This window comes from Pilosibacter fragilis (assembly GCF_032490495.1).
GTDB classification, from domain to species: Bacteria; Bacillota; Clostridia; order Lachnospirales; family Lachnospiraceae; genus Pilosibacter; species Pilosibacter fragilis.
This window is the reverse complement of sequence record NZ_JAVYJB010000001.1, coordinates 169,882-195,744: the sequence shown is the minus strand read 5'-3', so window position 1 is coordinate 195,744 and position 25,863 is coordinate 169,882. Positions and strand designations below refer to the sequence as shown.

27 protein-coding genes are annotated in these 25,863 nt (G+C 47.9%); 22 read left to right on the top strand and 5 right to left on the bottom strand.

Annotated features, from left to right (window positions below; translation table 11 throughout):
* Positions 1-360: 360 nt before the first annotated feature.
* From ABCW45_RS00780 to ABCW45_RS00735, 10 genes are all read left to right on the top strand, one after another.
* The gene (locus tag ABCW45_RS00780) at positions 361-6,411 is read left to right on the top strand and encodes a SpaA isopeptide-forming pilin-related protein (protein WP_343220004.1); all 6,051 of its coding nucleotides are present in this window, start codon (positions 361-363) and stop codon (positions 6,409-6,411) included.
* A complete protein-coding gene (locus ABCW45_RS00775; RefSeq protein WP_343220003.1) occupies positions 6,293-6,727 on the top strand; it encodes a BspA family leucine-rich repeat surface protein in 435 nt (144 codons plus the stop codon). The genes ABCW45_RS00780 and ABCW45_RS00775 overlap by 119 nt, the downstream gene beginning before the upstream one ends.
* 185 nt (positions 6,728-6,912) lie before the next feature.
* Complete coding sequence (locus tag ABCW45_RS00770; protein WP_215630868.1) at positions 6,913-7,308, top strand: hypothetical protein; 396 nt, start codon at positions 6,913-6,915, stop codon at positions 7,306-7,308.
* Entirely contained in the window at positions 7,305-7,889 is a 585-nt protein-coding gene (locus ABCW45_RS00765; RefSeq protein ID WP_215630869.1) for an HAD domain-containing protein, read from the top strand. The genes ABCW45_RS00770 and ABCW45_RS00765 overlap by 4 nt, the downstream gene beginning before the upstream one ends.
* A gap of 88 nt (positions 7,890-7,977) precedes the next feature.
* Positions 7,978-8,502 carry a single-stranded DNA-binding protein gene (locus tag ABCW45_RS00760; protein ID WP_215630870.1) on the top strand — a complete coding sequence of 175 codons (525 nt, stop codon included), beginning with the start codon at positions 7,978-7,980 and terminating at the stop codon, positions 8,500-8,502.
* A gap of 122 nt (positions 8,503-8,624) precedes the next feature.
* On the top strand, positions 8,625-9,314 hold the full coding sequence (locus ABCW45_RS00755; protein WP_215630871.1) for a single-stranded DNA-binding protein: 690 nt from the start codon (positions 8,625-8,627) through the stop codon (positions 9,312-9,314).
* The gene (locus tag ABCW45_RS00750; protein WP_215630872.1) at positions 9,307-9,681 is read left to right on the top strand and encodes a hypothetical protein; all 375 of its coding nucleotides are present in this window, start codon (positions 9,307-9,309) and stop codon (positions 9,679-9,681) included. Before ABCW45_RS00755 ends, ABCW45_RS00750 begins: the two co-directional genes overlap by 8 nt.
* Positions 9,682-9,696: 15 nt before the next feature.
* Entirely contained in the window at positions 9,697-10,698 is a 1,002-nt protein-coding gene (locus ABCW45_RS00745) for a hypothetical protein (RefSeq protein ID WP_343220002.1), read from the top strand.
* A gap of 69 nt (positions 10,699-10,767) precedes the next feature.
* Entirely contained in the window at positions 10,768-11,514 is a 747-nt protein-coding gene (locus ABCW45_RS00740; protein ID WP_343220001.1) for a TraX family protein, read from the top strand.
* Between the two features lie 114 nt (positions 11,515-11,628).
* Positions 11,629-12,000 carry a hypothetical protein gene (locus tag ABCW45_RS00735; protein ID WP_215630875.1) on the top strand — a complete coding sequence of 124 codons (372 nt, stop codon included), beginning with the start codon at positions 11,629-11,631 and terminating at the stop codon, positions 11,998-12,000.
* A gap of 128 nt (positions 12,001-12,128) precedes the next feature.
* Here the strand turns inward: ABCW45_RS00735 and ABCW45_RS00730 are convergent, their stop codons facing one another.
* From ABCW45_RS00730 to ABCW45_RS00710, 5 genes are all read right to left on the bottom strand, one after another.
* On the bottom strand, positions 12,129-12,452 hold the full coding sequence (locus tag ABCW45_RS00730) for a hypothetical protein (protein WP_343220000.1): 324 nt from the start codon (positions 12,450-12,452) through the stop codon (positions 12,129-12,131).
* Positions 12,453-12,480: 28 nt separating this feature from the next.
* The gene (locus ABCW45_RS00725) at positions 12,481-13,809 is read right to left on the bottom strand and encodes an IS200/IS605 family accessory protein TnpB-related protein (protein WP_343219999.1); all 1,329 of its coding nucleotides are present in this window, start codon (positions 13,807-13,809) and stop codon (positions 12,481-12,483) included.
* A gap of 75 nt (positions 13,810-13,884) precedes the next feature.
* Complete coding sequence (locus ABCW45_RS00720) at positions 13,885-14,190, bottom strand: hypothetical protein (protein ID WP_343219998.1); 306 nt, start codon at positions 14,188-14,190, stop codon at positions 13,885-13,887.
* 16 nt (positions 14,191-14,206) lie between these two features.
* Complete coding sequence (locus ABCW45_RS00715) at positions 14,207-14,338, bottom strand: hypothetical protein (RefSeq protein ID WP_276572148.1); 132 nt, start codon at positions 14,336-14,338, stop codon at positions 14,207-14,209.
* 2 nt (positions 14,339-14,340) lie between these two features.
* Positions 14,341-14,610: a hypothetical protein gene (locus tag ABCW45_RS00710; RefSeq protein WP_343219996.1), complete on the bottom strand. Its 270-nt coding sequence runs from the start codon at positions 14,608-14,610 to the stop codon at positions 14,341-14,343.
* A gap of 277 nt (positions 14,611-14,887) precedes the next feature.
* Between ABCW45_RS00710 and ABCW45_RS00705 the strand changes: the two genes are divergently transcribed.
* The 12 genes from ABCW45_RS00705 (at position 14,888) to ABCW45_RS00650 (ending at position 25,709) form a co-directional block, all read left to right on the top strand.
* Positions 14,888-15,979, top strand: coding sequence for a hypothetical protein (locus ABCW45_RS00705; RefSeq protein WP_343219995.1), 1,092 nt, complete (start codon positions 14,888-14,890; stop codon positions 15,977-15,979).
* Positions 15,970-16,290 (top strand): hypothetical protein, encoded by a 321-nt coding sequence (locus tag ABCW45_RS00700; protein ID WP_343219994.1) that lies wholly within the window; start codon positions 15,970-15,972, stop codon positions 16,288-16,290. The genes ABCW45_RS00705 and ABCW45_RS00700 overlap by 10 nt, the downstream gene beginning before the upstream one ends.
* A complete protein-coding gene (secY, locus tag ABCW45_RS00695; protein WP_343219993.1) occupies positions 16,291-17,616 on the top strand; it encodes a preprotein translocase subunit SecY in 1,326 nt (441 codons plus the stop codon).
* A gap of 39 nt (positions 17,617-17,655) precedes the next feature.
* On the top strand, positions 17,656-17,868 hold the full coding sequence (locus ABCW45_RS00690; RefSeq protein ID WP_215630881.1) for a preprotein translocase subunit SecE: 213 nt from the start codon (positions 17,656-17,658) through the stop codon (positions 17,866-17,868).
* Between the two features lie 12 nt (positions 17,869-17,880).
* Positions 17,881-18,207 (top strand): hypothetical protein, encoded by a 327-nt coding sequence (locus tag ABCW45_RS00685; RefSeq protein ID WP_343219992.1) that lies wholly within the window; start codon positions 17,881-17,883, stop codon positions 18,205-18,207.
* Between the two features lie 21 nt (positions 18,208-18,228).
* Positions 18,229-20,079 (top strand): hypothetical protein, encoded by a 1,851-nt coding sequence (locus ABCW45_RS00680; RefSeq protein ID WP_343219991.1) that lies wholly within the window; start codon positions 18,229-18,231, stop codon positions 20,077-20,079.
* A complete protein-coding gene (locus ABCW45_RS00675; protein WP_343219990.1) occupies positions 20,076-21,155 on the top strand; it encodes a hypothetical protein in 1,080 nt (359 codons plus the stop codon). The genes ABCW45_RS00680 and ABCW45_RS00675 overlap by 4 nt, the downstream gene beginning before the upstream one ends.
* Before the next feature lie 132 nt (positions 21,156-21,287).
* Complete coding sequence (locus ABCW45_RS00670; RefSeq protein WP_343219989.1) at positions 21,288-23,378, top strand: AAA family ATPase; 2,091 nt, start codon at positions 21,288-21,290, stop codon at positions 23,376-23,378.
* A gap of 185 nt (positions 23,379-23,563) precedes the next feature.
* A complete protein-coding gene (locus tag ABCW45_RS00665) occupies positions 23,564-24,172 on the top strand; it encodes a hypothetical protein (RefSeq protein WP_343219988.1) in 609 nt (202 codons plus the stop codon).
* Between the two features lie 3 nt (positions 24,173-24,175).
* Complete coding sequence (locus ABCW45_RS00660; protein ID WP_343219987.1) at positions 24,176-24,451, top strand: hypothetical protein; 276 nt, start codon at positions 24,176-24,178, stop codon at positions 24,449-24,451.
* Between the two features lie 9 nt (positions 24,452-24,460).
* Positions 24,461-24,859, top strand: a complete 399-nt coding sequence (locus ABCW45_RS00655; protein ID WP_215630889.1) for a hypothetical protein — start codon at positions 24,461-24,463, stop codon at positions 24,857-24,859.
* A 136-nt stretch (positions 24,860-24,995) separates the two neighbouring features.
* On the top strand, positions 24,996-25,709 hold the full coding sequence (locus ABCW45_RS00650) for a hypothetical protein (RefSeq protein WP_343219986.1): 714 nt from the start codon (positions 24,996-24,998) through the stop codon (positions 25,707-25,709).
* Positions 25,710-25,863: the final 154 nt, after the last annotated feature.

The following is a 25,863-nucleotide window of genomic DNA, read 5'->3' as shown; positions in this document are numbered from 1 at the left end:
TTACAACATCGGTGCCCGGTATGATATCCGGGAACTCTTAAAGACCCTTCCGGTAACGGCGGGCAGGCGGTTGCAGCAAACGTACCGGAACTGCCCCATCGAAGTCAGTGTACCTCCTCGTTCATTAAGCTGAATGCGGTGCTTGCGGCATAATGCAGCAAAGCACTGAATCCAGCCTGTATGAAAGAAGGACCGCCGGAAGTCCTAAAGAGTCCAACCGGGCAGGAAATCCATCTGCCGGAAGCTCGTGACTTCAGTCAGGAGAGACAACTTCGCAACATCAGTCAAATTATAAAAATCCATTTTCACTACATATCTTTCCATAATTGTCATAAGAAATTTGAGAAAGGAGAGTTACACATGAAAAACAAGATGTGTTCCAGCCCGAAACGCTTCCTCGCGTTATGCTTGTCGGTCATAATAGCATTTACTAATATTCAGTGGCAGACATTTGCGGAAGGCGTCACGGATCATTATTCCAATTATCTGGATGGCTGGAAAGTTGATGTGGCGTGGAGTACGCTATCGACAGACTATGAATGGAACGCAGCCGGGGATTCGACGAGGCAGCCCAAAATTGTTGTCACGTACCGGATCGAGAATGCAGAAAAGGATTATCCGGCCGGGAGTATGCATTTTGCCATCCCGGGCATTGGAAACGCCAACCGCAATTCCACGGCAAAAGCAAGCAAGCTTGCGGCAGACCAGTCTGATTCTGAATGGAGCTATGACTGGGATCAGGGCAATGACCTGTATGCGTTCACGAACCAGTTTGACGTAAAAACAGGCCAGTCTGTATCCGGAGGTTTTGAGCTGATGTGGAATTTCAACGCAAGAAATTGCGAAAATGGGTTCGCTCAGACAAAAAGCCCGTATTTTTCTATTGACGGAGATGGCAGCATTGTGATGGAACCGTTGTCTTACAAATTCACTTCCGCAAAAGACCGGTACAGAATCTATTTGTCTAAGGAAAATCTCACAGGGGAACAGTATGAGAATGCAGATCAGAATTATGTCTGGTATGATTTCACAACCCGCTTCGATAAGGATGTTCTTTCCAGGGGCGTTTACAAGTCCACGTATTTTGTAAGCCTGGATCTTCCGGACGAAGCCAAGACTTCGGACGTTAAGGTCTTACAGGGTAAAAAAACTTTGACACTTACCAGGAATGAGGACGGAGAAACCGGTTTCTATCCGTTTAAGGAACAGTACGGAGGACCGGAAACATACCAGTATTTTTCGATTGGATTTAAAAAGACTGCCCTGGATGGAAAACAGGTAACGGTCCATGGTCATCTGGATAGAATGTATCAGGATGAATCCACTTGGACAAAATCCGCTGCTTCCAACGAAATCGTGGACGCGGAACAGACCTTTACCGTAACCAGTTATTCCTTTATACACGAAGGCTACACTTACGGTATTGATTCCAAAAACACGTATGAAAGGTTCGATCATACAAATCCAAGCAACTATGCAGACCGCCTGCCGGCGACCAATCTCTACAATGGCAAAATCATAGATTTTACCATCAGTGGAAAATCACAGCGTAAATACACCGCTTCCCAGCGTCGTCGTGCTGCCAGAAAAATGGTGGCAACTGCATCGGATGCGGATATGATGTCCCTGGAAGATATCAGTGTCGGAGATATGGAACTCTCTGACTGGGACGATTTAAACTGGAATGAAAATGGTCTGTATGAACCGGAAGAGCTGAATGGCATGACATATGGAGATTTGTATGCGGATGCAACTGCAGATCCGGAACTTCGGGATATTGATATCGAAGCCGAAGATACCACACAGCCTGAAACTTCAAATTCTTCCAAATCCGAAACAGATGAGACGCAGGAATCAGAAACTGAAAAAGGCGAAAAAGACGCAACGGAAGAAACAAAAGAAAATGCAAAAGAGACTGCCGAAGTAACCACGGAGGAAACTGTGAAAGAAACGGAAAACGTGGATTCCACGGCAAAGGAAGATTCTTCCAGTGATAAGGCAGAAAGTAAAGATGAAAAAAGTAACGCCGCTGCAATGGAATCCGAGGAAGGAAAAGAAAAGATAAAAGAAACGGAAAATAAAACCGAGATGGTAGGTAAAGCAAAAAATGCAGATGAAACCACTGTGAAAACACGGCATCCGATTTCCTCCGTTTTTTCAAAGCTTTTGAAAGCAGTACCGGCTGATCTTTTCTCCCTGACCAGCTACGCAAGCAATATCGCAACACCGTCTGACGCGGATGATAAAGATGCAACGGCACTTACAGTGGCATCCGAAAATGCAACAAAAACCAGCCAGATCGGTGCCGACCAGGAACACTCCTTAATCATCGGTGATGACAAACTGGCTGTTACCTTAAATGACGGCAGCATGAGAACGCTGGAACCGGATGAATACGATATTGTGTATGTACTCATCCCAAACACCTCCAAAAGTTATGGATACGAAATTTTCGGAACCAGTGGGGATCCGGACGAAACACCTCTTGACTCCTACGTCCTTATCAGTTCCGGAACCACCGGTTCCTATACAGCCAAACAGCTTCCGGCAGGTATCAAGGCCGTTTTCGTTCGCGTGAACGGAATCACCGGATCGTATGATTATAAGATCAATGTCGGTATAAGATTCCACCTCGACTGGAATGAGGAACAGGAAAAAACAGAGGAAGAACAGGTGGACCGAGAGAAGGCAGTTGTAAATTTCTCTTATCTGCGTTCCGTATACGTGGACGAAGACAATGAGGAAGAAGTAAACGACTGTGCCCAGGAAGCAGGCAGCTATGAAGGCGCATTTGGAGAAGAACTGAGTGAAAGAGATCAGAGCCTCTATGGGGAGTGTCTGATGCGGGATTACACGAACGTCTGGTTAAGAAACCCGGTCCTGACCTTAAACGCAAGCATGCTCGTTCCGGCAATGGAAGGAAACGGTAAGACCGGTTTTAAAACATCCATTACTTCAACAGGCACACTGCAGTCCGATAACCATGGGGAATTAAAGAGATTTTCCCTTTATACGGAAGTGCCGGATGGAATGACAGTAGACCTGGACGAGGAAGGGGTTGAAGTAACCGGAAGCGCTACGGACTTAAATGGTAACGAGGTTACAAACTTCGGGGATTACATGACGGCATCATCAAGGGAAGTGAATGATAAGACAGTAGTCGTATGTGATTTCGATTTTTCAGATTCGCCGCTGGATATTTCAAAGCTCACCACGGCAGAAATGACCTTTAATGTCTACCTGGCTTACGCAGACTATACCGTTTATGGCACCCATTACAGCACAGCCGCTTACCTGATGCCGCATGATGAGGGTCTGGATAAGGTTGGCGGATATTCCATCCGGGCAGATGAATATGATCTGGATGAAGATGGCCGCACCGATAATAAAATGGCTTACGCATGTGGAAGCATCAACGTACAGGATAATGCAACGGAATGGCGCGAATTTGTTTCCAAGTATGTGAAGAGTTATTACTCAAACGGTTATGTGGATGACACGGTTGCAAGACTGTATGACAGCAAAGATACCAAAGAGAATAAAGAAAAATCCGATTATTCCTATCGTCTGGATTTTGGTCTTGGTTCCTCAAACGCGAAAAATATCATTTTCTTTGATAATATCGAGCAGGGCGCGAAGATTGAAGAAACGGACGGAGATGGAAACAGTAACTATAAAAACATCAGCAGTGCATGGCAGGGTACCTTCATATCCGTTGATACTTCCGCAGTGAAAAAACTGGGCCTGGTACCGACTGTATACTATTCCGAGGATGCAAGTCAGGAATTTGATTTAACCGCGTCCGGATGGACGACAACGCAGCCGGGACAGGTAAAGAGCATCGCCATTGCGCTGGACACATCACAGATGACTGATGGTGTCATGAAAACGCAGCAGATGGCATACGTGACTGTTAACATGCAGGCACCGGCGGACCGGTCCACGATCGATAAGAAAGCGGTCAACCAGTACACAGTTCAGTATGATGCATACGGACTGACAAGCGGGTTTGAAAAAACATACACCCTGCCGTCAGCGGAAACCTATGTAAAATGCCTGGACAATGTCGGAAAACTGATCCTTCAGAGTGTGGATGCGGACAACATTCAGAAAACAGACGAAGACGGTACCGTACATTACACCTCCCTGACCGGAGGAAAAGTCCAGATTTACAATCCGGATGGAACCGCTCTGTTTGAGAATGGTGGCAAAGAATTAAATGTCCTTGGCCGCGTTATTTTAAACAACATCCGCGGCGGAGAGTACTCCTGGGAAATGGTGCAGGCACCGGCCGGATACCAGAAACTGAGCGGCAAACACACATTCACGATTACGGATATTCCGGAAACGGTTCTGATTGAAAACCACAGAATCCCGGGAAGCATGACACTGACACAGCGGGATGCAGATGATGAGACCCATGCCCCACTCGCGAATGCAAAGTACCAGCTTTTTAAAGCAGACGGAACGCAGATATTCCTGACAGAAGAAAATGGAACATATGCATACAGCGAATCCGGCACAAAGGATAGCTTCATGACCGGAAGCGATGGAACCGTCACGATATCAAATCTGCCATGGGGCAGTTATTACGTGCAGGAAACAGAAGCTGCTGCCGGGTATGAGCTGAATACCAAACAGCTTTCCTTTGAAGTTGGTAAAGCCCAGTATCATGCAGATTCTGATACGGTCAGCACCACACTGGAGGCAAAAGACGCGGAACTTCCGGCATCCATTTGCCTGACAAAAACAGATGCAGTAAACGGAGATCTGCTGAAAAATGCTTATTATGACGTATATAAGAAAAAAGCAGATGGAACTTATGAAAAAATCTATGAGTTTTTAAAAACCAATGCAGCCGGTGAATTAACGGTTGAGGATTTGAAATTTGGCCATTACCGGTTTGTGGAATCCATGCCGGCAGTCGGATACAAACTCTCATCCGACCCGGTGGAAACAGACCTGGACGAAACAACCGTTGGCACGATTGTAAAGATCAGCCAGACCGGTTCAAGAAAGACAGGCTCCGTAAAGCTGCAGAAAGATTCCGCAGACGGCATGCCGCTCGCCGGTGCACAGTTTTCACTCTATAAAAAATCAGAAAATTCCAAAACGGCTGATACGCTTGTAAAGGAAAATCTGACCACAGGAACCGAGGGTTCCACAGATGTGGTTTCTGGACTGGCATGGGGAGATTATTATTTTGCGGAGACAAAAGCCCCAACCGGGTACCGGAAATCAGAGACACGGTTTGAGTTTGCGGTAACGGCGGAAAACGCGGACGCAGTACAGACGGTACGTATCGTCAATGACCGTATTCTCGGTTCCGTAGTACTGACAAAACTGGATGCGGCAACAAAGAGTAAAAAAATTACGGGGGCAGAGTTCTGCCTTTACAAAAATGACGGAAGCCTCTTAAAGTCAGGACTTACAACAGATGAAAACGGAACGATTTCCGTAGCGGATCTGGAGTGGGGATCCTATTATTTTGAGGAAACCAAAGCCCCGGCAGGATATGGGCTCAGTGCTTCCAAAATCCGTTTCTCCGTCAACGAGGAAAACTGCGCGACCGTGCAGAACCTGACCGATTACAGTCCGGTTGAGCAAGTGCAGATCATGATCAACAAGACGATCAACGAGCAGTACGAGCCATTTGGGAACGCGGTATTTTTATTTGAGATCAAAGGAACAGATATCAATGGCGCGTCCCATACTTGGAATAAAACAATTGCGTTATCAAGCGGTTCCCAATCCGGCAGCACGGTTCTGGCCGGTATCCCTTCCGGCACTTATACGGTAACGGAAAAGAATGTTGAACGCTACAAGCAGGATAATGTAACGGCAGGTAAGAATGTGACCGTGTCAAACGGAACAGCAACCGCAAATCTCACATCCGAAAAAGAAGCGGAAGTGACGTTCTCCGGAACCATGATGCAGTATGAAAAATTCAGCCACTCGGGAATCACAACAAGCATCATTAATACAGCAGCAAAACTGACCGGGTTCCAGATAACCTATAAAGGACCGGCAAAAATCGAATCCGATACGGAAAGCGAATATACCTTTACCGCAGATGATCTGGAAGCTGTCGCTTATTATGATGATGGCAGCAGCAAAAACGTATCCTTTGCGGACCTTACCATTGATCCGGCTACGGTAACCGGCAGCAATAATGCTTCCGGCGCGGGATATACGGTGAATGTTTCCTATGCGGAAAATGGAATCACGGTAACGGACGCCTTCAGTGTTGAGATTAACCCGCAGATTCCAAAAGCACCGTTTACAGTTACCTATGATGCGAATGGCGGATATTATGGACAGCCTGTTCTATTGCGCACAGAACATTACCGATTTGTCCCCGATTGCAAATTGGAATACAAGCAGTGTAACAAGCATGGAGAGTACCTTTAATTGCTTTAAAGTTTCAGATTTAACACCATTATCACATTGGGATGTCAGCAATGTAAAAATTATGCGTTCGACATTCCGCGGAATACCTGTCAAGAATTTATCGGGACTGGAAAACTGGAATACAAGTAAGGTCACTACATTAGCAGAGGCGTTCCGTGGCTGCGATCAATTAACGGATTGTTCCGCAATCAATAACTGGGACATTGGCAAAGTCACAAACTTCAGAAATGCCTTTCAGGGAGCGCCATCCCATCCGAACTTTACAAAACGCAAAGGTACATGGAATAGCAGCGGTACCTTCACACCATCATCATAATCAAGAATTGATTGAAAGCGCAGGTCTTCATGGCCTGCGTTTTCTTATGCCTAATCATGAAAAAATTTTGAAAGAGCCATTAGCGTTGCATTCTCGTAACTTTAGTCGTGAGTAAGACACCAAAACCAATATTTCCAACATTTCTTCCATAATTACCACAGAAAAATGAAAAGGAGATCAAAATCATGATCAAAAAAGAAAAAGTATGGGAAAACGCAATTGCCAACCGGAAAACCAAGGAAATGTTATGTGACACGGCTCTCTCCGTGTTGCTGAACATGCATTACATGACCCTTGCGGACATGCCAAGGGTCAAAGTGGAGTTCGCCTATCTGATGACAGACCAGGATGGAACGATTGGAGCGATGTTTAAAGTCAACATCGGACAGCGGCTGGCACTCCTTCGACCGAAAACATATTATTTCGGTGCAAATGACGGGAATTTGCACCTGCTTGATTCCACGGTCACGGAAGAAGTATTTCAGAAGGTCAAGCAGGACATGACAGTCATGCATCCGGACATTGATTTTGGCGCACACAAAGATGCCTATTTCATGGAACTGAGAAAGGATAAAGAATGACAGAACCGATCAACATTATTTTCCTGGATGTGGACGGCGTCCTTAACTCCCTTCCGTACTGTCAGACCGCACCAATCGGAAGTTATGTGGACATTAGCGAAGACAATCTGAGAGACCTGGCAGTCTTATATCGGGAAACGCAGGCGCAGATCGTTTTGTCTTCAACCTGGCGGGAATTGAAAGACGCAGGAGACACACAGTGTCGGAACATGTATCAGGGACTTCTCAAGGCACTCGGCCATTACGGTATGTCTGTATATTCTATGACACCGCGCATCCACGGAAATCGTCCGGAAGAAATCAGGGCATGGCTGGAAATGCAGACGGACAGACAGATCTGTTTTGTCAGCTTAGATGATGATTTCTCACAGGAAGCATATGACGAAACCGGTATTGGTCACTGCCTGGTAAGGACCAGGTATTTCTGCCATACCATGGAGGAAGGCGGACTGCAGGAAGAACATGTCAGACAGGCACTGCAGAAATTAGAAAACCAGCGATGCAGTTTTCAGAAATACGTCTCACACAGTACCCATACACCTGTTTTCTGGACAGACAGTCCGCTACAAACAAACTCGTAATTTATTTGCAGGAATCCGTCTCCATAATTATCCTGAAAAAAATAAAAGGCGTGGAGGAAAGAGCTCCACTCAGAACAGGAGGATTTTTATGAACACAGTAATTTTAATGGGAAGACTGACTCGTGACCCGGAGGTACGCTACAGCCAGGGAGAGAATGCCATGGCGATCGCAAGATACAGCCTTGCAGTGGACCGTCCGAAGACCCGTAACAATCAGGAGCCCGGTGCGGATTTCATTAACTGCGTGGCATTCGGCAAGTCCGGAGAGCATGCGGAAAAGTATTTCCGCCAGGGTATGCGTGTCCTGATCAGTGGCCGTATCCAGACAGGCAGCTACACAAACCGTGACGGGCAGAAGGTCTATACCACTGAGGTTGTAGTAAACAGCCAGGAGTTCGCGGATTCCAAGCGGACAAACAGTAACGGTGGTAACGGCGGCAATGGAAACGGAGCGAACAACGGCAATAACGGCGGTGGCTACAATGGAGCTTACGGTGACCAGTCCCAGAACTATGGCGGAGGCTACGGTGACGGCGGTTATGGCTACGGTAACGATGGCGGCTTCATGAATATCCCGGATGGGGTAGAAGACGAGGGACTGCCGTTCAATTAAGCAAAGGCAGACGCCTGACACAGTGATGAGTGGAAAGGAAGGCTGCGGATATGCAGCCTTTCTTTTTGCCTGACGCAACAAATGCAAAAAATGAAAATATGAAAACAAAAGGAGCGATACCAATGGAAAAAGATATCAATAGCGGTATTCAGCCGCACAGCAACAACCAGGCAACCGTAACCGGTACACTGGCAAAAACATTTGCCATGGATCATGAAATTTTCGGAGAGAAATTTTACAGTTCCATCCTGGAAACTCCAAGACTCAGCGGAACGGTTGATCGCATCCGTATCATGGTCTCGGAAGTATTGATGGGAGAAGGGGATGTCAATGCAATCAAGCCTGGAACATGCCTGAAAATTTCCGGTAGCTTCCGTTCCTACACTCACATGGACGAAGGCGGAAAGCACCATCTGGATCTTTTCCTGTTTGCAGATACCATGGAACAGGAAAAAGAAACAACCGGAAGAAACGGAGATAACCATATTTATCTGAATGGTTTCTTATGCAAGCCGCCGTACTTCCGTATCAAGAAAACGAGTGGACGCCATATTACGGACCTGCTGCTTGCGGTAAACCGTCCATACGGAAAATCGGACTATATTCCGGTACTTGCATGGGGCAGGCTGGCAGATCTGACGGCTGGCTGTCAGGTAGGAGACCGAATTGCCGTCAACGGACGTATTCAGAGCCGCACATATCAGAAAAAACGTGCAGACGGAACAGTTGAAACCCGTGAGGTTTATGAGATCAGTGGCAGTCGTGTCATCCGCGAGAATGGCCGCGCAATGGAGGAAAAAGAAGATGCGTGATCAGAAAGAAAAAAGAACCCCGACTACCAAGCGGGTCTTTGTATCCGCAAAGTATTTTCTGACTTCCCTTGCATTGGACAGAGAGATTGTTTATCCGGTGGAATTGAATATCCTGTCAGATGGAGGAGGCAGTTGCATGTCATTAAAAGACAGGGATGCAGTACTAAACATCATCGCTTCCCCATTTGTCTTAGAGAGCGGCGTGATTAAGTTTATTTTGAAGCCAAATCGCACCTGCCTGGACTTAAAACGTCAGGGAATGATGGAAATCCCACGGGAAACGCTTCCGTATGTCCGCCATAACACAACTCTGGTGGCCGGACAGGCAACGGAACTTTATGATATACTGACCGGCCACGTGGCCTAGAGAAAGGAGAAATATATGTACATCGCATTAGCACTGGAAAAACTGCTGAAGGAGAAAGACGAAGCAAAGAAACTGGCAGGAGCACCGTTAAAGGCGCTTTGTCAGATGGAAGACAGCCTGTCCGTAGCGGATCACATCTGGCTTTCCGGAGCCGGGCTGAAACTGGAATATGTCAGTTTCGTAAAGACCGGTAATCCGATCCTGGATAATGGTCTGATTGCCGGATCTTTATCCGCGCTGGCCACGGATGGCATTCTGATCACCGATGACGAGACGCTTTTAAATACCGGCAGGGTGGAAAATGGAAAATATTCCCTTCTGTTTGCTGGAAACATCAAAGATGCCCTGGAGGCGTACAAGAAATCCGGGAAGAAACAGGCATCTGTAAGAAAGAGCCGTAAGGAGAAAGAAACCGTAAAACCGGCAACCGTAACAGAACCGGAGACCAGAAACACGGAAGCGACGGTCACCATGGAGCAGAAGACTGTTGCACCGGAACAGAGAACGGACGAGGCCAATCATCCTGACGATGCCTTCATGAATGCCCCGGAAGAAGAAGTCGTACACGGAACCGATATGGAACCGGACAATACCATGCAGGAGGTCGCCACAAAAGAAGCGCTTACGGATTCGACAGACAACACGGATGCAGATGAAAGCACAGATTTCGGTCAGACACAGGACGCAGCCGAAACGACTGCCCAGATCGTGTACGATCAGACAGACCGTGTCAATGCACGGGTATATCCGGATGATTTTGACGGTGGCGGCATTGAAGGAGAAGCATACGAAGCATTTAAAAAGCTGGCAACCGAATACGGCGCAAAGCATGCCATGGTACCCTATATCCTGACCGTTTTCCAGATCACCGATTCCGCGGATACCTTCTATTATCGTCTGAACGAAGTGATCAGCAACAGCAATGAGGCCAATGATATCTTCTTAAGTCTTGGCGAACATTATGATGAGCTGAAAGAACTTGCGGATAAGGTAGAACCGATTGACGCATACATCTAAAGTTATCTGAGGAGCAAAAAAGAGGGGCAGGCGCCTCTCTTTTTGTTTATGCCAAAGAAAGTGTGGAAAATGGAAAAGAATCAGAAAAGAAATGACCTGCAGTTAAGCGGCATGCAGCTCAAATACATCGCTATGGTTTGCATGCTGTTGGATCATGTGGCAGACGGTATCATACTGCCGCTCATGAAAGCCGGCGTCACGGATGCGCTTTTACAGTATTACCTCTGCACAAGAACGATCGGACGCATTGCATTCCCGCTGTACTGCTTTTTAACAGCACAGGGCGTGCGGCATTCCCATGACACCAAGCAGTATGCGGTATCACTGTGGGGATTTGCCCTGCTTTCTGAGATTCCGTTTGACCTGGCTGCCTTCGGATATCCGTTTTGGCCACACAGTCAAAATGTGTACTTCACATTGGCGCTGGCGGTAACCGCATACTGGGTAACAGTAAATGTAAAAAATCCGTTCATCAAAGGGATGGTGCTCTTAACGGCGCTGGTTGTGGCCGGACTGCTGCATGCCGATTACGGAATGGCCGGCGTTCTGGTCTTGTATGCCTGCTTTTTCGAAAATCCATGGACACAGGCAGCAGCCGGGGCAGGGGTAATCTTCCTTGGAGTGTACAAGCTGTGCGGTGCCGGCTTCACTGCCTGTCTGCTGGGGTTGGCCATCAGCGGGATATACATATACCTGATCCGTTCTTATAACGGCAAACGCGGAAAGGTACACGGCAACAAATACCTTTACTATGCCTTTTATCCGGTACACCTGCTTGTGATCGGGCTGTTCCGTATCTTTTTCATCGGGCAGTAACGCAATACATCCGCTTCCATAATTTTCCCAGACAGGGATAGGCATTGAGAAATAGTTTTCATGCCGGTTTCCCGCGTATGTAAGTCCGCATGTAGCGGCAGAAAGGGGAATTATATGTATATTAACGCAATCGAAGCAAAAAGAATGGTAACCGAGGACAAGGAACTCAACGCAAAGTTTCGTGAATTAATTCGCGGCATTGCACAGCTCTACGCTTTCCAGGCGCGAACCAGCGAGTACTCGATGTCACCGGAGCGCATTGTCATCCGGCGCGAAACGGAGGTACAGGTGCTGACCCGCCTGATCGGTCAGGTCGTAAGACTGAACCGTGAGAGCGGATGCAGTTTCCTTGCCGGCTTTATCAGAGACTTCAATAAAACCCAGACAAAATGGGATCTTATCGACGAAGTCTATGAGATGGCCATGGGCTGGATCGCAACAGAAGAGGAGATGTATGATATCCTCTTCCCGGCACAGATTGCATAGGCAGGAAAATGAAAAAAGAACCAGGGAGAATATTTCTTCTCGGTTCTTTTTTTTGTAAGTTCTAGGTGCCGGCGCTCGGTTGCCAGTTACACATAAGGTGGTTGTAGTCTCCAACACAGAAAGAATGCCTATACCTGCTTAGTCTTGGAAGGATTTGCCTGATCCTGCGCAGAGTCTGACCGAATTAATCCCTTCTCTTCCAACATCTTAAGAGCATCACCACATGCAAGACCGCAGACATATGAAATCTGTGATGGATCCTGTAAATGTCCGCCTACATAGCTGATCATCACTGCCAGAGCACTCGTGAAGCTGTCTCTCATGACTAAAGTCACAAGCTTCCGGTATCCGGTTGGATCCCGTTCCTGAAAGCTCTGCCATGAAAGTGTCCCGATCGCCGGATTTCCTGTCCGGTTGAAGTCTTTAGGGCTTCCGGGCTGCCCTTCCTCCATACAGGCTGAACTCAGTGGCTTTGCTGCATTATGCCGCAAGCACCGCATTCAGCCTAATTAACGAGGATAAGGTACATCTGCTTCTATGGGCCAGTTCCGGTACTTTTGCCGCAACCGCCTGCCCCGCCGTTGCCGGAAGGGTCTTTAAGAGTTCCCGGATATAATACCGGGAACCGATGTTATAGCTTGCATTCAGGTCACAGTTGTACTGCTTCCCGGTCGGAAACCGGCAGAGGCTGTAGCTTGGAAGATCTGCTTCTTTCCCTCTCATGACTCTGCCGCTTCCGTCAAATGCAAGCCTTGATGTATTCCAGGCACAGACTCTGGCAACCCGGATCGTGTTCCGGTGTGCCTTGTCCGTTACCATGGACTGTACATACTTTGCCCGCCAGAGGTGGAGACGCTGCTTCTTGCTGCCGCGCTTCTTTCCGGCGAAATCCAGGTATTCCATGACAATGCAGTCCACGTCATACTTTATGGCCGTATCCACGATGAACCGGGCGGTCTTGACCGCAATGTCATCGTTGATGCCCTTTGCCTGTTTCCAGAGACCCGGTGTTTTACGGGCACAGAGCTTCTGTGCGTGTTTGATGTGGCTTACCGCATGCTCCAGGGAGTCGTATTCTCCCGGAAGGGAAAGAAATTCCCTTCCGAGGACCGCGCCCTCCGAAGTCATGACGCTGCATGTACACGCACTGTTCAGTCCTAAGTCCACCGCCAGGATACGGGTGTCTTTGATAGAAACTTCCGGAAGCTGCACGGCTGTCTGGAACACAAAGTCCAGATACCATTTCTTTCCGCGTTTCTGTAAGGTCGGCACGCATTCCTTGTAATTTGCACAGTGATGTTCGATATAATCCACGTCACTTTTCCGAAGATCCACCAGAACCCAGTCCCAGGTGTTTCGGATAAAAACTTTTACCGCCGCCTGATACATACCGGTACGGATAAACATACCGGAACGGTACATGGCCGGATACACAAAGCCTGTCTGCGGCAGCGACGGTTTCGCACCGCGTTTCTCCGGCTCCGCTGCCTCCCAGTTTTCCAGGTTGCTTTGGTAGGAAGATGCCTTGCCCAGTGCTTCCGCAATGACCGCCCGCCGAAGGTAGCTTGGGAACTTGTAGAACTTCGCCGAGAAGTCATAAGGAACAACGGGATTCTGTTTGGTTTTGACCGTGAGTGATTCCACGAAGCCGGAACGGATCTTCTGTCCCTGAATGACAGAAATACGGTTCCATTCTTTCAGGCATACATCCACGAAGAAAGAGACGGCCTGACGATACAGACGGACCGTTTCATTGAAGATGTGATTAAATCCCTTTGTTCTGATGCGGTATGTCATACTGAGTTTCATCTGGCAGCCTCCTTTCTGTGAGAATTATGGAAGAATCGCTGCACAAATTGACAATCGCCTAACTCACGACTGAAGTCACGAGTATGCGACGATTGATGTTATCAAATCCTGATCTTCGAGATTCGAATCGACGCAAATGTTGGTGCCGGTTTTGGTTAATGTAATTTTTCTGCCACCTTCTGGTTTTGCGGAATCCTCCTCTGAAGGCATCTCTGCAAGGATTTTCTGCATCTCATCCTCAGCCTCCATGCGCTTGCGGCATGCATACTGCTCCAGCTCTTCTGCATAAGCAGGACGCCAGCCATTCGCCGCTTTTTCCTGTAAATGTTTCCATGCATTTGCCTTACCTCTGGCAAACTCCAAATCTGTCTGATAGCTCATTTAGTTTTCCTCCTTCTTAATTTGCTTCTTCGACGATCGCATGTTTCCAGGATTCTTTCGATGCGGGAATTCCTTTGTATGCTAAAAACGCCAGAAATGCGACGCCGCAAGAAAGAATCGCAAGCCATACCAGTATCATTTTCTTCATGGTTATCTTCCCCTCTCATTATTGTTTCCAGCTTCGAGGTCACGGATCAGCCGGCTGCGCTCATGCATCATACGCAGGACTTCCAGCTCGCGTCCGACCGGCTGCTTATCCGCACGTTTCTGTTCCAGTGCGGATGCCCTGCCTTCTGCCAGGCGATCCAAGACCTCAAAGGTGCCGCTGCCGTCATCCCAGCCGCACTCAAGACCAGCTTTTTCAATTTCACGGTCCAGCTCATGGATCCGTTTCTGCTTTCTTTCTAAAATGCTGTCCATAAATTTCCATGCTGCCGGGAAATCCCGGTCAGCTCCTTCCTATTTTGATGCACCTATTATAGCATGAAATATATCGTAGCCCCGTAAATGAATTTCTGCGGATATCAGAAAATCACATATTTCAAAAGCGCGGCAAAGGAAACCAAAAAGAAGTGTTTTCTTTCCATAATTTCTACAGGAAAAAGTATGAAATCGCTTATCCGCAAGGGTCACGAAATCGATGCAAAACGGAACGCGCAGTATACTTTTTCGTATCACGAACAAAGGAGGGAGAATTTTGGAACAGCAATTTGACAAGCAGAAAATGTCCCAGCTGGTCAAGCAGGCCATGGGAGAAAAAACGCCATTTGAATACTGCAGGCTATCAAAGCTGAATAGTGAGTACATAGACCGATTGATGACCATGCAGGTGAAAAAGCCGCCGAGCATCGGCATTATGCAACAGATCGCGGCATCATCCCAGGGACTTGTTACCTTAAAGGAACTGAAAATGGCAGCCGGATATGAACAGGACGAAACGGAAATTCATCCGGAAACTGGAGAAAGAACGCAACCGCCGAAAAAAACAACGGAAGTACTCAGAACTGAAATTGACGGTTGTATCCAGACACTGCAGGAAGCGGCAAAAGATGCGGAGAAACGACAGCAATATCTGGAACGTTTCAGTTATGAGAATCAGGAAGACCTGATGACGGTGCCGAAGGAAAACATCCATATTCCGGAAGAATTTTTAAACACGAAGCCGGAAGCCAGAAAGACAGCGGTTGCAAAGGACACTGAGCCGGTAACGGCAGATACGCAGACGTTGCCGGAACCAAAGAAGATAAAAAAAGAAAAACGCAGTCTGAAAAAAGTGCAGACAGAACAGATGCCGGAGCAGAAAGCTGCTATGGCAATGCAGAGGGCGGCCATGGCAATAGCTCAGTCAGACCCGGAACCGAAAATAACAAAGACTTGTACCGAAACTATGACAAAGCAGCCGGAAACCCAGGGGCCGGCGGCAAACGATAGGATTCGGAAGGAACGTAATGCCATGGAACTGGCTATGTACCGCAACATGGGAAAACGTCGGTGCTACCGGGTATACGGAGATGAACCAGAAGCTGATGTGTTCCGTTTCCGGGATGAACGCGGTATGGTTGCTGTGTATGATTTTACCCTGGCAGGCAAAGAAGCCTATGGTTTTGACGATCTGTGCGCGTTGTACGGCAGGATGAAGGCCCTGCGCCCGGATGAAGAGACCGTATATATTGTATGTGCTGGCGGGAAAGCAGCAGGAGAACTGCCGGAACGTATGGAACGTTGCTTCGGAGCTTGTAAAAATCTCAGGGTCTATTGGAAAGAGAAAGGAGAAAAAGCATGGGAGTAAGCATCGCGGAACAGGAAACATGTATCACCTTTTCACGGGATGAGGAATACGCAAACATTTATACATCGGACACCACCATGATGACAAAATATGACAAATTCGCGCAGAGTGATGACTGCCCGGACTGGACATGCCTGAAAGAAATCCGTGACATGTACGGCAATCTGGTAGCAAAGGTATACCGCACTAAGAAACGTCTGATCTCTTCGCGCTCATCCATTGTCAAACGGGAACTCACGGAAGAACAGAGGCAGGAAGCGGCAGAACGCCTGCGTGCCGCACGAACCAAAACAGAACAGGAGGAATCATAAATGTACAGCTACAGATCCATGACACGCCGTTTAAAGGAGCTTCCTTTATGGCAGAAAATCGCCATTGTCATTCTCAGCATGGCGTTTGTGCGGGTGGGATCCAACATCCCATTACCGTTTGTAAACCGACTTTATATCCAGTCACTGTTAAACGTGGACGGGCTTGGATTCTTCAATTCCATCACGGGCGGATCAATGCTTCAGATGTCATTCTTTGCACTATCCGTAAGTCCATACATCACTGCATCCATTATCATCCAGCTTCTTACCGTGGTGTTCCCGGCATTGGAAGAAATGCGTAAAGATGGCAAAACAGGAATGGATCGTTATAAACGGCTGATCAATATCACAGGAGGCGTACTGGGAATTCTCCAGGCAGTTTCCATGGCCATTGGCCTTGGCGGGCGGGGCCTGCTTGACCCGTATAACTGGAAAACCGTCCTGGCAGCAACACTGATCTGGTCCGTCGGCGGCATCTTTATCATTTTCCTCGGGGAATTCCTGGAAAAGCTTGAGATTGGGAGCGGAATCTCCATGATTCTGTTCTGCAACATCGTTTCATCCATCCCGTCCGATCTGACCGGCATCTGGGAATACGCATCGGTCAAGAGCCGCACCGGGATGATCGTGACCTGCATTGCAGCAGCCGTACTGGCCATGGCAGTGCTTACAATCTGCGTGGTATGTCAGGAAACGGTGAAAAAACTGCAGGTTGTCCAGACCAGGAAAACGGTGGCCGGTTCAGACAGTACCTTTCCGATTCCGTTATTAACCTGTTCCGTCATGCCGGTAATCTTTGCCGGATCCATGATGAGTTTCCCGATCCTGGTCGCACAGTTTGTTCCAAAGCTGCAGGAAGGACTGATTGGAAAGGTGATCCGTGCTTTAAACACCTCCATGTGGTTTAGACCGGATATGCCGAAATACACGGTCGGTGCCGCACTTTACCTGATACTCACTATTCTGTTTACCTATTTTTATCTGGACATTGGATTTAATCCGGTAGAAATTGCGGATAACTTAAAGAAACAGGGTGGAGTTATCCCGGGAATCCGCCCGGGAAGACCGACGGCAGATTACATCGGACGGCTCAGCAGAAAAGTAGCCATGCGCGGCAACCTCATTATGGTAGCGGTGGTACTTGCCTCATACGGCATTTGCAATGCGGCAGGGATCGGTTCCGTATCCATTGCGGGAACATCCAGCTTCATCTGCGCAAACGTAGCGCTGGAAGAGTATAAGAAAGTACGCGCAGGCCTTGCATTACGGTCCATGGGAAGAAAGAATTTTCTGATCCCGGCAGGTCTTGCCAAAACGTATCGATAGCGAAAGGAGGCGCCCGGCACCGTGCCGGGCAGGAAAAGAATGGGAAAAGAAAAAAAGCAGAAAGAAAAATTGGCATTTCATAAAAAAGTCGCACAGACGTGGAAAAACTGGAAAAAGCCGGTCGGCCTGACACTTCCGTCGAAGCTGGAAACCGCCAAGGGGACCGCGGTTGTCATGCTTTCCATGGCAGTCTGCAGCGCATTTGTAGCAGGTGTGGATACAGCTACGGCACTGCTTGTATCAAAACTGTAGGAGGCGAATCAAATGTATCTTTTGGATCAGACCGGAACAAAACTTTTCAAGACTGAAGATTGCAGTGACATCATGATCGTGAATGACACGGAACACATACGGAAAAACCGGCCGGATTGCAAAACCAACCGTTTTTCCATCCGCGCATACCGGGGAACGGAAAAACTTCCGGACTCCGGGGCGGTGATTGCAAGTTATGAGCGGATGGAAGATGCAAGGGAAGAATTTCTTGCCATGGTGGAAGCAATCGGAGAGGGCATGAAGGTATTTTCTTTTTATCCGATCCAGCCTGTGAATCCTGCGGATAATGAACACGACGACCCGGAACAATCAGTATAGTACCGGAGAAAGGAAAGGCAAATGCAGAAACTCAGAGATTATTACAAGAAACTGGATGCTCTGATTGGGGACATCCGAATCTTTCATGAGGAAGAAGAACAGAATTTAAAAAACAGGGAGAAGATGCACCGGGAAGTCATACCGCTATTAGCGTATATCCTGGCATCCTGCCCGGGAATCCATGACAGGATTGACCGGATTTACCAGTCCTATCGTGTCGACGACGAGGAAACCGAAAAGCTTTATCAGGAATACGGTGTAGAGGAACTGGCAAGAACACTGACTCCGCAGGCTCGGGTGAGATACCGGGAAATCGTCATGATCTGCCTCTATGAAAACAGTCAGACATGGAAACAGGTGTTTAAATTACTAAAGAAAGCCCAACCAAATGCATGCATGGAAGGAGACGGCACCATGTATATGGCAGCTGTATTGACTGCCGGGGCATTTGATACCAGACACATTGCCACGGCCTGGCTGTCATTATATTTTAATAGGACAACCATGGACTTTACAACTCCAAGCCTGGATGCGGTTGTCCGTGATTTTGTTGAACATGTCCGCCGTAACATCCCATTGCCGTATTTTAACGAAATACCGGAAAAGTGCAAAGCAAAAACAGGAATCCGGTTCGGAGATCTGATTGGAAATGTTGCGGGGGCAACGGAAATATTCTATTACCGTACCGCAAGGGCGACTAGGCAGATACTGGAAAAAGAACAAAAACAAAAAAGCGCTTTCTCAAAAATGCCGAAGTTCCCACTTGCCGTCCAGCCACTGCCGGATGGGCCGGATGAGTTTTTAAGGCCATTTATGCAGCTGCCGAATACCTGTACGAATATGATGAAAAAAGCCCTGGAACATCCTGCAGTAGCAGAACGTGAGGATGGATTTTCCGGGACTGTATGGGATGAGGATCCGGAAGTAAAAAAAGAGGCGAAACGGACATTCGATAAGGAGCAACATAATACAAATGCGGATTACCTGTTTTTTATCTGCAGTATGATGCAAAATTCCGGACTCAGTGTGGAAGAGCTGTACAACGCAGAGGTATACCCGGAAGATCTGACGGCAGTAAACGCCGCCTGCGCTCAGCAAGAAGATGTACAGGAAGAGGATCTGGGACCGGATATGTGGGAGTCCCTTCATACGTGGGAAAAAATCGCGGCTCTCCTGATTCGCATCCTTGCAAGGCGCGCCATCAATGCGGAAAATGTATTGGAGCAGGTTTTATCAAACATACAGGAAACAGGAATGCAGTCGGAAACAACACAGCTTTCGGTACCGGAAATAAAAAACGGTCCGCAGAAGCAAAAAGATACGGAAGAAATACAAATGCTCCGCACAAAGAACCGGGAACTGGTGACGAAAATTGGCGCAGAAAAGGAAAAGAGCCGAAAACTGGAAAAGGAAGCAGAAAACAGAAAGAGTGCACTGGTTGCGGAAAATGCCCAGTTAAAAGAAATGATGGAACAGTTGCTGTCCGCACAGGAAACAGAAGAGGATGATACGGATATTGCGGACAAGACTGGGGAGATTGAAGCAATGAAGAAAGCGATCGTGGATGCCGGAACTATCTTTGTATGCGGACATCCTTCATGGCGCACGGCAATGAAGGTGGAATTCCCGCAGTCCAGGTTTATCGAACCAAGGGAGTATTCAGTTCCCCAGTCCGTGTTCCGTAACGCAAACTTTGTGGTGTACCATTTACAGCATGCAAACCACAGTATGTATTACAAATGTCTGGATTTTAAGAACAAGGACGCAAAACTTTTATTTATCAATCAGAACAACGTAAACCGATGTATCCGGCAGATATATGAATATATTTGTCAGAACACAAAAAAGAAAGAGGAGGACAAGGCATCATGAGAAAATGGTTATGGCCGGCCATGGCGGCAGCCGTGGTCATGGCAGTGCCACTGACGGCAAATGCAGCAGAAAAGATCAACAGTGTGAGTATTTCCTTCCACGCGGAAGATTCCGGGGAGGAAGAACCGGATGTGGAGGCGGATACCCGCGGCAACCACTATTCGGCAGGGAGCGTATCTTTAGCTTCAGAGTATTATTCCGGGGATGAGAGCGAATCAAAAAAATACGAAGGGGATAATAAAACCTATGTGGTGGAACTGTCCGCGGATGACGGTTATTATTTCAACATCACCAAATCCGATAAAGTCAAGTTAAACGGTGAGGGCGCCCAGTTCGTGCGCGCATCCCGCCGGGATAACGGTTCTACCCTGATTATTACCGCAAAGCTGAATAACATCGAATCCTACCTTGGAACCGTGGATGCAGCATCCTGGAACAAGGACGGATACGGTATCTGGGAAGCGGCAAACGGTACCCAGTATTATAAACTGCGGCTGACAGATTCGAAAAATAAGACCAGACTTGCGCAGACTGGCGGCGTACAGTATGATTTCCGCCCATTCATGACAAAAGCGGGCTCCTACGCTTATAAAGTACGCCCGGTTGCGGAAGATGGCAGACTCGGGGAATGGACGGAAGGAGGGAGTTTCCAGGTATCCGAGGAACAGGCGGCCGCCAATAAAGAGAAATATAGGGTGCTGACCGAAACGACTTACCTGGGAGGCGAAAAAAGCCCGTCCAACCAGCAGGTGACGTATTTAAACACCGGATGGCAGCAGGCGGAAGACGGCAGATATTTCTACCGGAATGAAGACGGATCCTACCTCCAACAGGACTGGAAACAGGAAGGGGATGCCTGGTACTTCTTTGATAAGGACGGCTACATGGTAACGGATGGCTTGGCAGCCTGGGGTGGAAAGGATTATTACTTCAAGGCAGACGGAAAGATGCAGATCGGAGGAAAGGCGCCGGACGGACGCGCAATCGGTGCAGATGGCACTGTGGAAGGAGCTTCGAAAACCGCGGATAGTTCCGAACTGGCAGACAGCGCCACAGGCCCAGGTGTTAAAAAATAAGAACAGAAACGGGTTCCAAACGGAATCCGTTTTTCTTTTTGCAAAGCAGGGAAAATGCTTATCCGCAGAAAGAAGGAATTGGTGCACATAGGTACGGACATGGTACGATACGGACAGAAAAGGAGAAAGAAGATGCAGCTAAAAGGAAAATTCATACAAGAACTTCAGCGTGATCCAGATACGGGAATCGGTTATTATGATTTTTTTATCCGACCGGAAAAGAAACGCGTGACAGCCGTCGGACTTTTCCGGAACCCGGATGTGCGGGCAAATTATCTGCTGGATGGAGATTATGCCTACGATGGAACATTTCGACTGCAGAGCGCCCGCCAATGGACGGAAAATGAAGAAGAAGCGGTACACGTACTGACGAACCGTGTGTCCGGCATGAGAGCGGAATGGGCTGAAAAGGTGGTGCAGCGGATCGGGTCGGACATCTTCGGGTACGCACGGATGAATGACGACCTGAAGCAGACCCTGCTTGGTATCCCAGGATTGGGGGAACAACGAGCGGATGCCGTTGCCGGATTCCTGCGTGACGGGATGGAAGATGATCGTCTGGTTTATTTCCTGGCGTCCATGAATGTTCCGTATAACGGGATCTGTACATATATGAGCCATGGAGGCAGTCTGAATACAGTCATGGAAAACCCTTTTATCCTTTATCGGTATGGAGTTTCATTCCTGGTCTGCGACCGGATGGCAGCGCGTTTTGGACAGGATCCATGGGCATTTGAAAGACTGGATGCGTTGGTACGGCATGCTGTAAGCAGAATGAAACATGGTGGCCACACACGGATGGAATATGACAAAATGGTAGAATGGATCTGTGCTTATGCGAACAAATATGGAAAGAGCACAATGGATGTGCCAAAAGAACTGGCAGAAATCGCTCTCTGCTCAAGCAGTTCCATTCGGCTCTGTCAGGACGGCGAAACGATGTTTGTGACGGACCGGACGCTTTTTGATATGGAGAAAGAGATCGTTGCCAATTTTAAAAGACTGATGCGGTCGGCAAAGCCGTGCTCCACTGATTTTGGCCTGATCATTGAGGATGTGGAGCAATTTAACCATATCTGTTATAACGAGGAACAGAAGTCTGCATTCGAACTTCTTTCTTCCGGCGGTATTGCAGTGCTTCTTGGTGGTCCGGGTACCGGGAAGACCACAACGATCAACGGTCTGGTACAGGCATACCGGAATGTCCATCCGTCGGACCGGATCCTTTTATGTGCCCCGACCGGGCGTGCGGCTTCCAGAATGTCGGAAGTAAGCGGATTCCCGGCCATGACCATGCATAAATCCATGGGGCTGAAATGGTATAACCGGGACATCCGGCCGGAACCGTTGCCGTATGATCTGATCATTGCGGATGAAATGAGTATGTGCGATACGGAGCTGCTGGCTGCATTCCTCGCGGCAATTCCATCAGGAACCACGGTGTTGCTGGTGGGGGACTACGACCAGCTTCCAAGCGTCGGGCCGGGACAGGTGCTGCGGGATCTGGCGGAATCTGCAATTCTTCCGGTTTTTCATCTGAAGGAAACCATCCGTCAGAAAGCCGGCAGCACCATTATCAAGAATGCCATTGCCATGCGCAGGGGCGAGCAGCTTGTGCAGGGAGCGGATTTCCAGATTCATGTTGTACGGGATGATGATGCCATCTTAAACGTGATCCGCAGGGAAGGAGTGCGTAAGGACACTCAGTATATGATACCGGTTAAACCAGGGAAAGCCGGAGGCAATGCCGTAAACCGGCTTTTGCAGGAAATGGTTACGGGGCATGGGCCATGCGTAAGGGTTGGAAATATCACCTTTTACGAGAATGACCGGATTATTATGAATCATAACAACTATCCGTGCGGCTATATGAACGGGGATGTAGGTATACTGACAGCGATTCATGACGGTCAGCTGCAGCTTGAATTTCGGGACAAGTCGTTGTGCCTGCCGGTGCGCGATTGCGACGGCATGACGCTTTCCTACGCGCTGACGGTGCACAAATCACAGGGTGCTGAGTGCGACCGGGTACACCTGCTTCTTCCGGAAGAAAGCGGAGTCATGGCGTCCAGAGAACTGCTCTATACGGCGATTACGAGAGCAAAAAAGGAAGTTGTAATCACAGCGGTTCCGGGGATGGTGGAGAAATTCTTAAATGCCACAAAGCGCGGGGAGCGGGAAAGTAATCTGAAAACTCTACTGTGCCACGCAAAACCAATCTGAAAACTGTAACCATCCAAACCAACACTATTCGTACCACACACGGGTTCTAAGTTTCCCATGTGTGTTGTTATGTGTGCAAGAAATGAGAAATACTGACATTTTTCATATCCGCAGAAACCGATGATTGTATCAAATCTTCCATAATTATTACAATTAAAGAAAAACTGGGAAATGGAGGCATTGGTATGGAAGGAATCATTCATATTGCCGGAGTGATGCCGCGGATCGGCACAACCACGGCAGCGATCCAACTGGTCGCATTTTTAAAACGCTATGGCTACAACGCGGCATATGTGGAAGTAAACGGACAGGACTATCTCTGGAGCTGTCGTTCCATGTATGAGGACTGCAGGGAAACGGAATCCGGGAAACTGGAAGTATGCGGCATTGAGACTTACCACGAGGAGAAGCTGCAGGAGTTGACGGAAGGCGGCACTCACTATGACTATCTGGTATGTGACTTTGGAAATGTGATGGGAGACGGGTTTGACCGGGAAAAATTTTTAAACTGCAGTGCTTCTATTCTGGTAGGCGGAATGAAAGCCAATGAAATATTTGCCTGCGAAGAACTGCTCCGTGACAAAACATATGACAGGAGTGTATGGATTTTTAACTTTGTCCGCACAAAGGATCACGATGAAATCCTTGATCTGATGGGTACCAAAGGAAAATTCACATCGTTCCTGCCATTTCTTCCGGATCCTTTTGAACCAGCGGACACCGGGACCGAAGAAGCGGATGAGTGTTTCAAAAAAGTGATGTCCGCAGTCAAGTACCGGTCATCCGGGAGGTAAGTAATGGGAAGATTTAAGAAACGACTTGCGCTGTTAACGGAAGCAGAGGAACAGGCAAAAAAGAAACAGGAAACATTAAAGAAACAGAACGGAATCCCGGAAGACGGGAACGGAATGCAGGTACGTGAAAAGAATGCAAAAGATTATTTGTTTGGCTTTCTGCGTGGTATTATCTATGTTCTGTTTACGGTTCTGGTGTTCATCGGATTGGTGACCCTCATCAATCCGGGGTCCAGAAGCATGCTGTTTAATATGATTCTGCAGATTGCGGGGAGATAGGAGAGAACTATGGGGAAAGACGGTATCAGACGCTTTGATGATTATTCCATGGAAGAACTGCTTTCCATGCCGCCGGAAGAACTGATGGCTGCAGCATCCAACCGGTTTAAACTGGATCTGCCGCCGTCCATTGACACGGTGGATAACTTAAACAAACTGGCAAAACTCATGAGTAAGAGTATTTCGGAATACTCCTACCTTATTAACATGGCGCAGATTGCACGCATGCGCAAACGCGCCCTGAAGCGTTCCGGCGCGGACAAGTTTACGGTGGAAGATGCGCTGACCAGAGAAGAAATTTTTACGAACTATGCGGAAATCATGAAAGCCGCATATCAGGCAGCCTCCAGAATGATCACGGTGAAACAGGAGATCAACGAAGAGCTGAAATTTACAGACGGGAGGTAGAGCATGACAGCATTTCTGGTATGTGCAGGACTGACATTTTTTGTCGGTCCCCGCATCAATTCTTACAAAATTTTCGACTGGATTGAAGAAGGGATAGCCAGACGGCAGCATTCCGGGAAAAGGGAGGATGAGTAACATGGACGCAGAACTTCATTTATATGACCTTGTGATGATAGGTCAGAAAGAAACCTGTGGCAAGGAGTTGTTTGAATCAACCATGAATGGCAAGAAGGAATATAATCCGGTAGATGAGGCCAGAGCCTTAAAAATCATCCGCTATGCCTTCGAGTACTACCTGGGCTGGACCCCGGAACAGGTACATGCAAACATTGATCCCGCGATCTTAAAGCGTCTGAAAGTGGACAGCATGGTCCGCCAGCGCATCAAGTTCCCGGTGGAACTGGAACCGATGGAAAGCCTCCAGTATCTGGTACATAAGCTTTATCCGGATCGTTATTACTATGATGAAAACAGAGCCGTAGAAGATTATTATGACCGCGTTTTAAGCGGCGAGATTACCCGGTTTAAGAAGGGATTCTTTGCCCGAGGGGATGAGGGCAGCAGAAGGCGCGCTGAGATCTGTTTTCGTCGGATGTTACAGATGATTGGGCCATTTACGGATGTGCATCAGCTTTATGATCTGTTCTCAAGTACAAAAGGAAACAAGTTGCTGGGGAAATTCAAACTAGGCTCAGCAGTGAGAGATCTGTATGATATTCCTATTACTTTTCTCCATCAGTCATTGCCGGTATCGGAACGGGATGATCTGTATTATCACAAGAACCATTTCCGCCTGAAGAATGAAAAAACCAAGAAAGAAATGAAAAAAGCCGGTATTTTCATTGCGTGATGCGAATGAGCCGGGATGGTTTCTCAAAATGTAACTACAAAACGCACATGCTGCATGGCATCAAATGTCGATCCAATGACAAGAAAGGAAGTTGTGATTAAGAAAATCAGGGAACAAAACAAGGCACACGGTTTTGTTCTGTGCTTTGCCATAT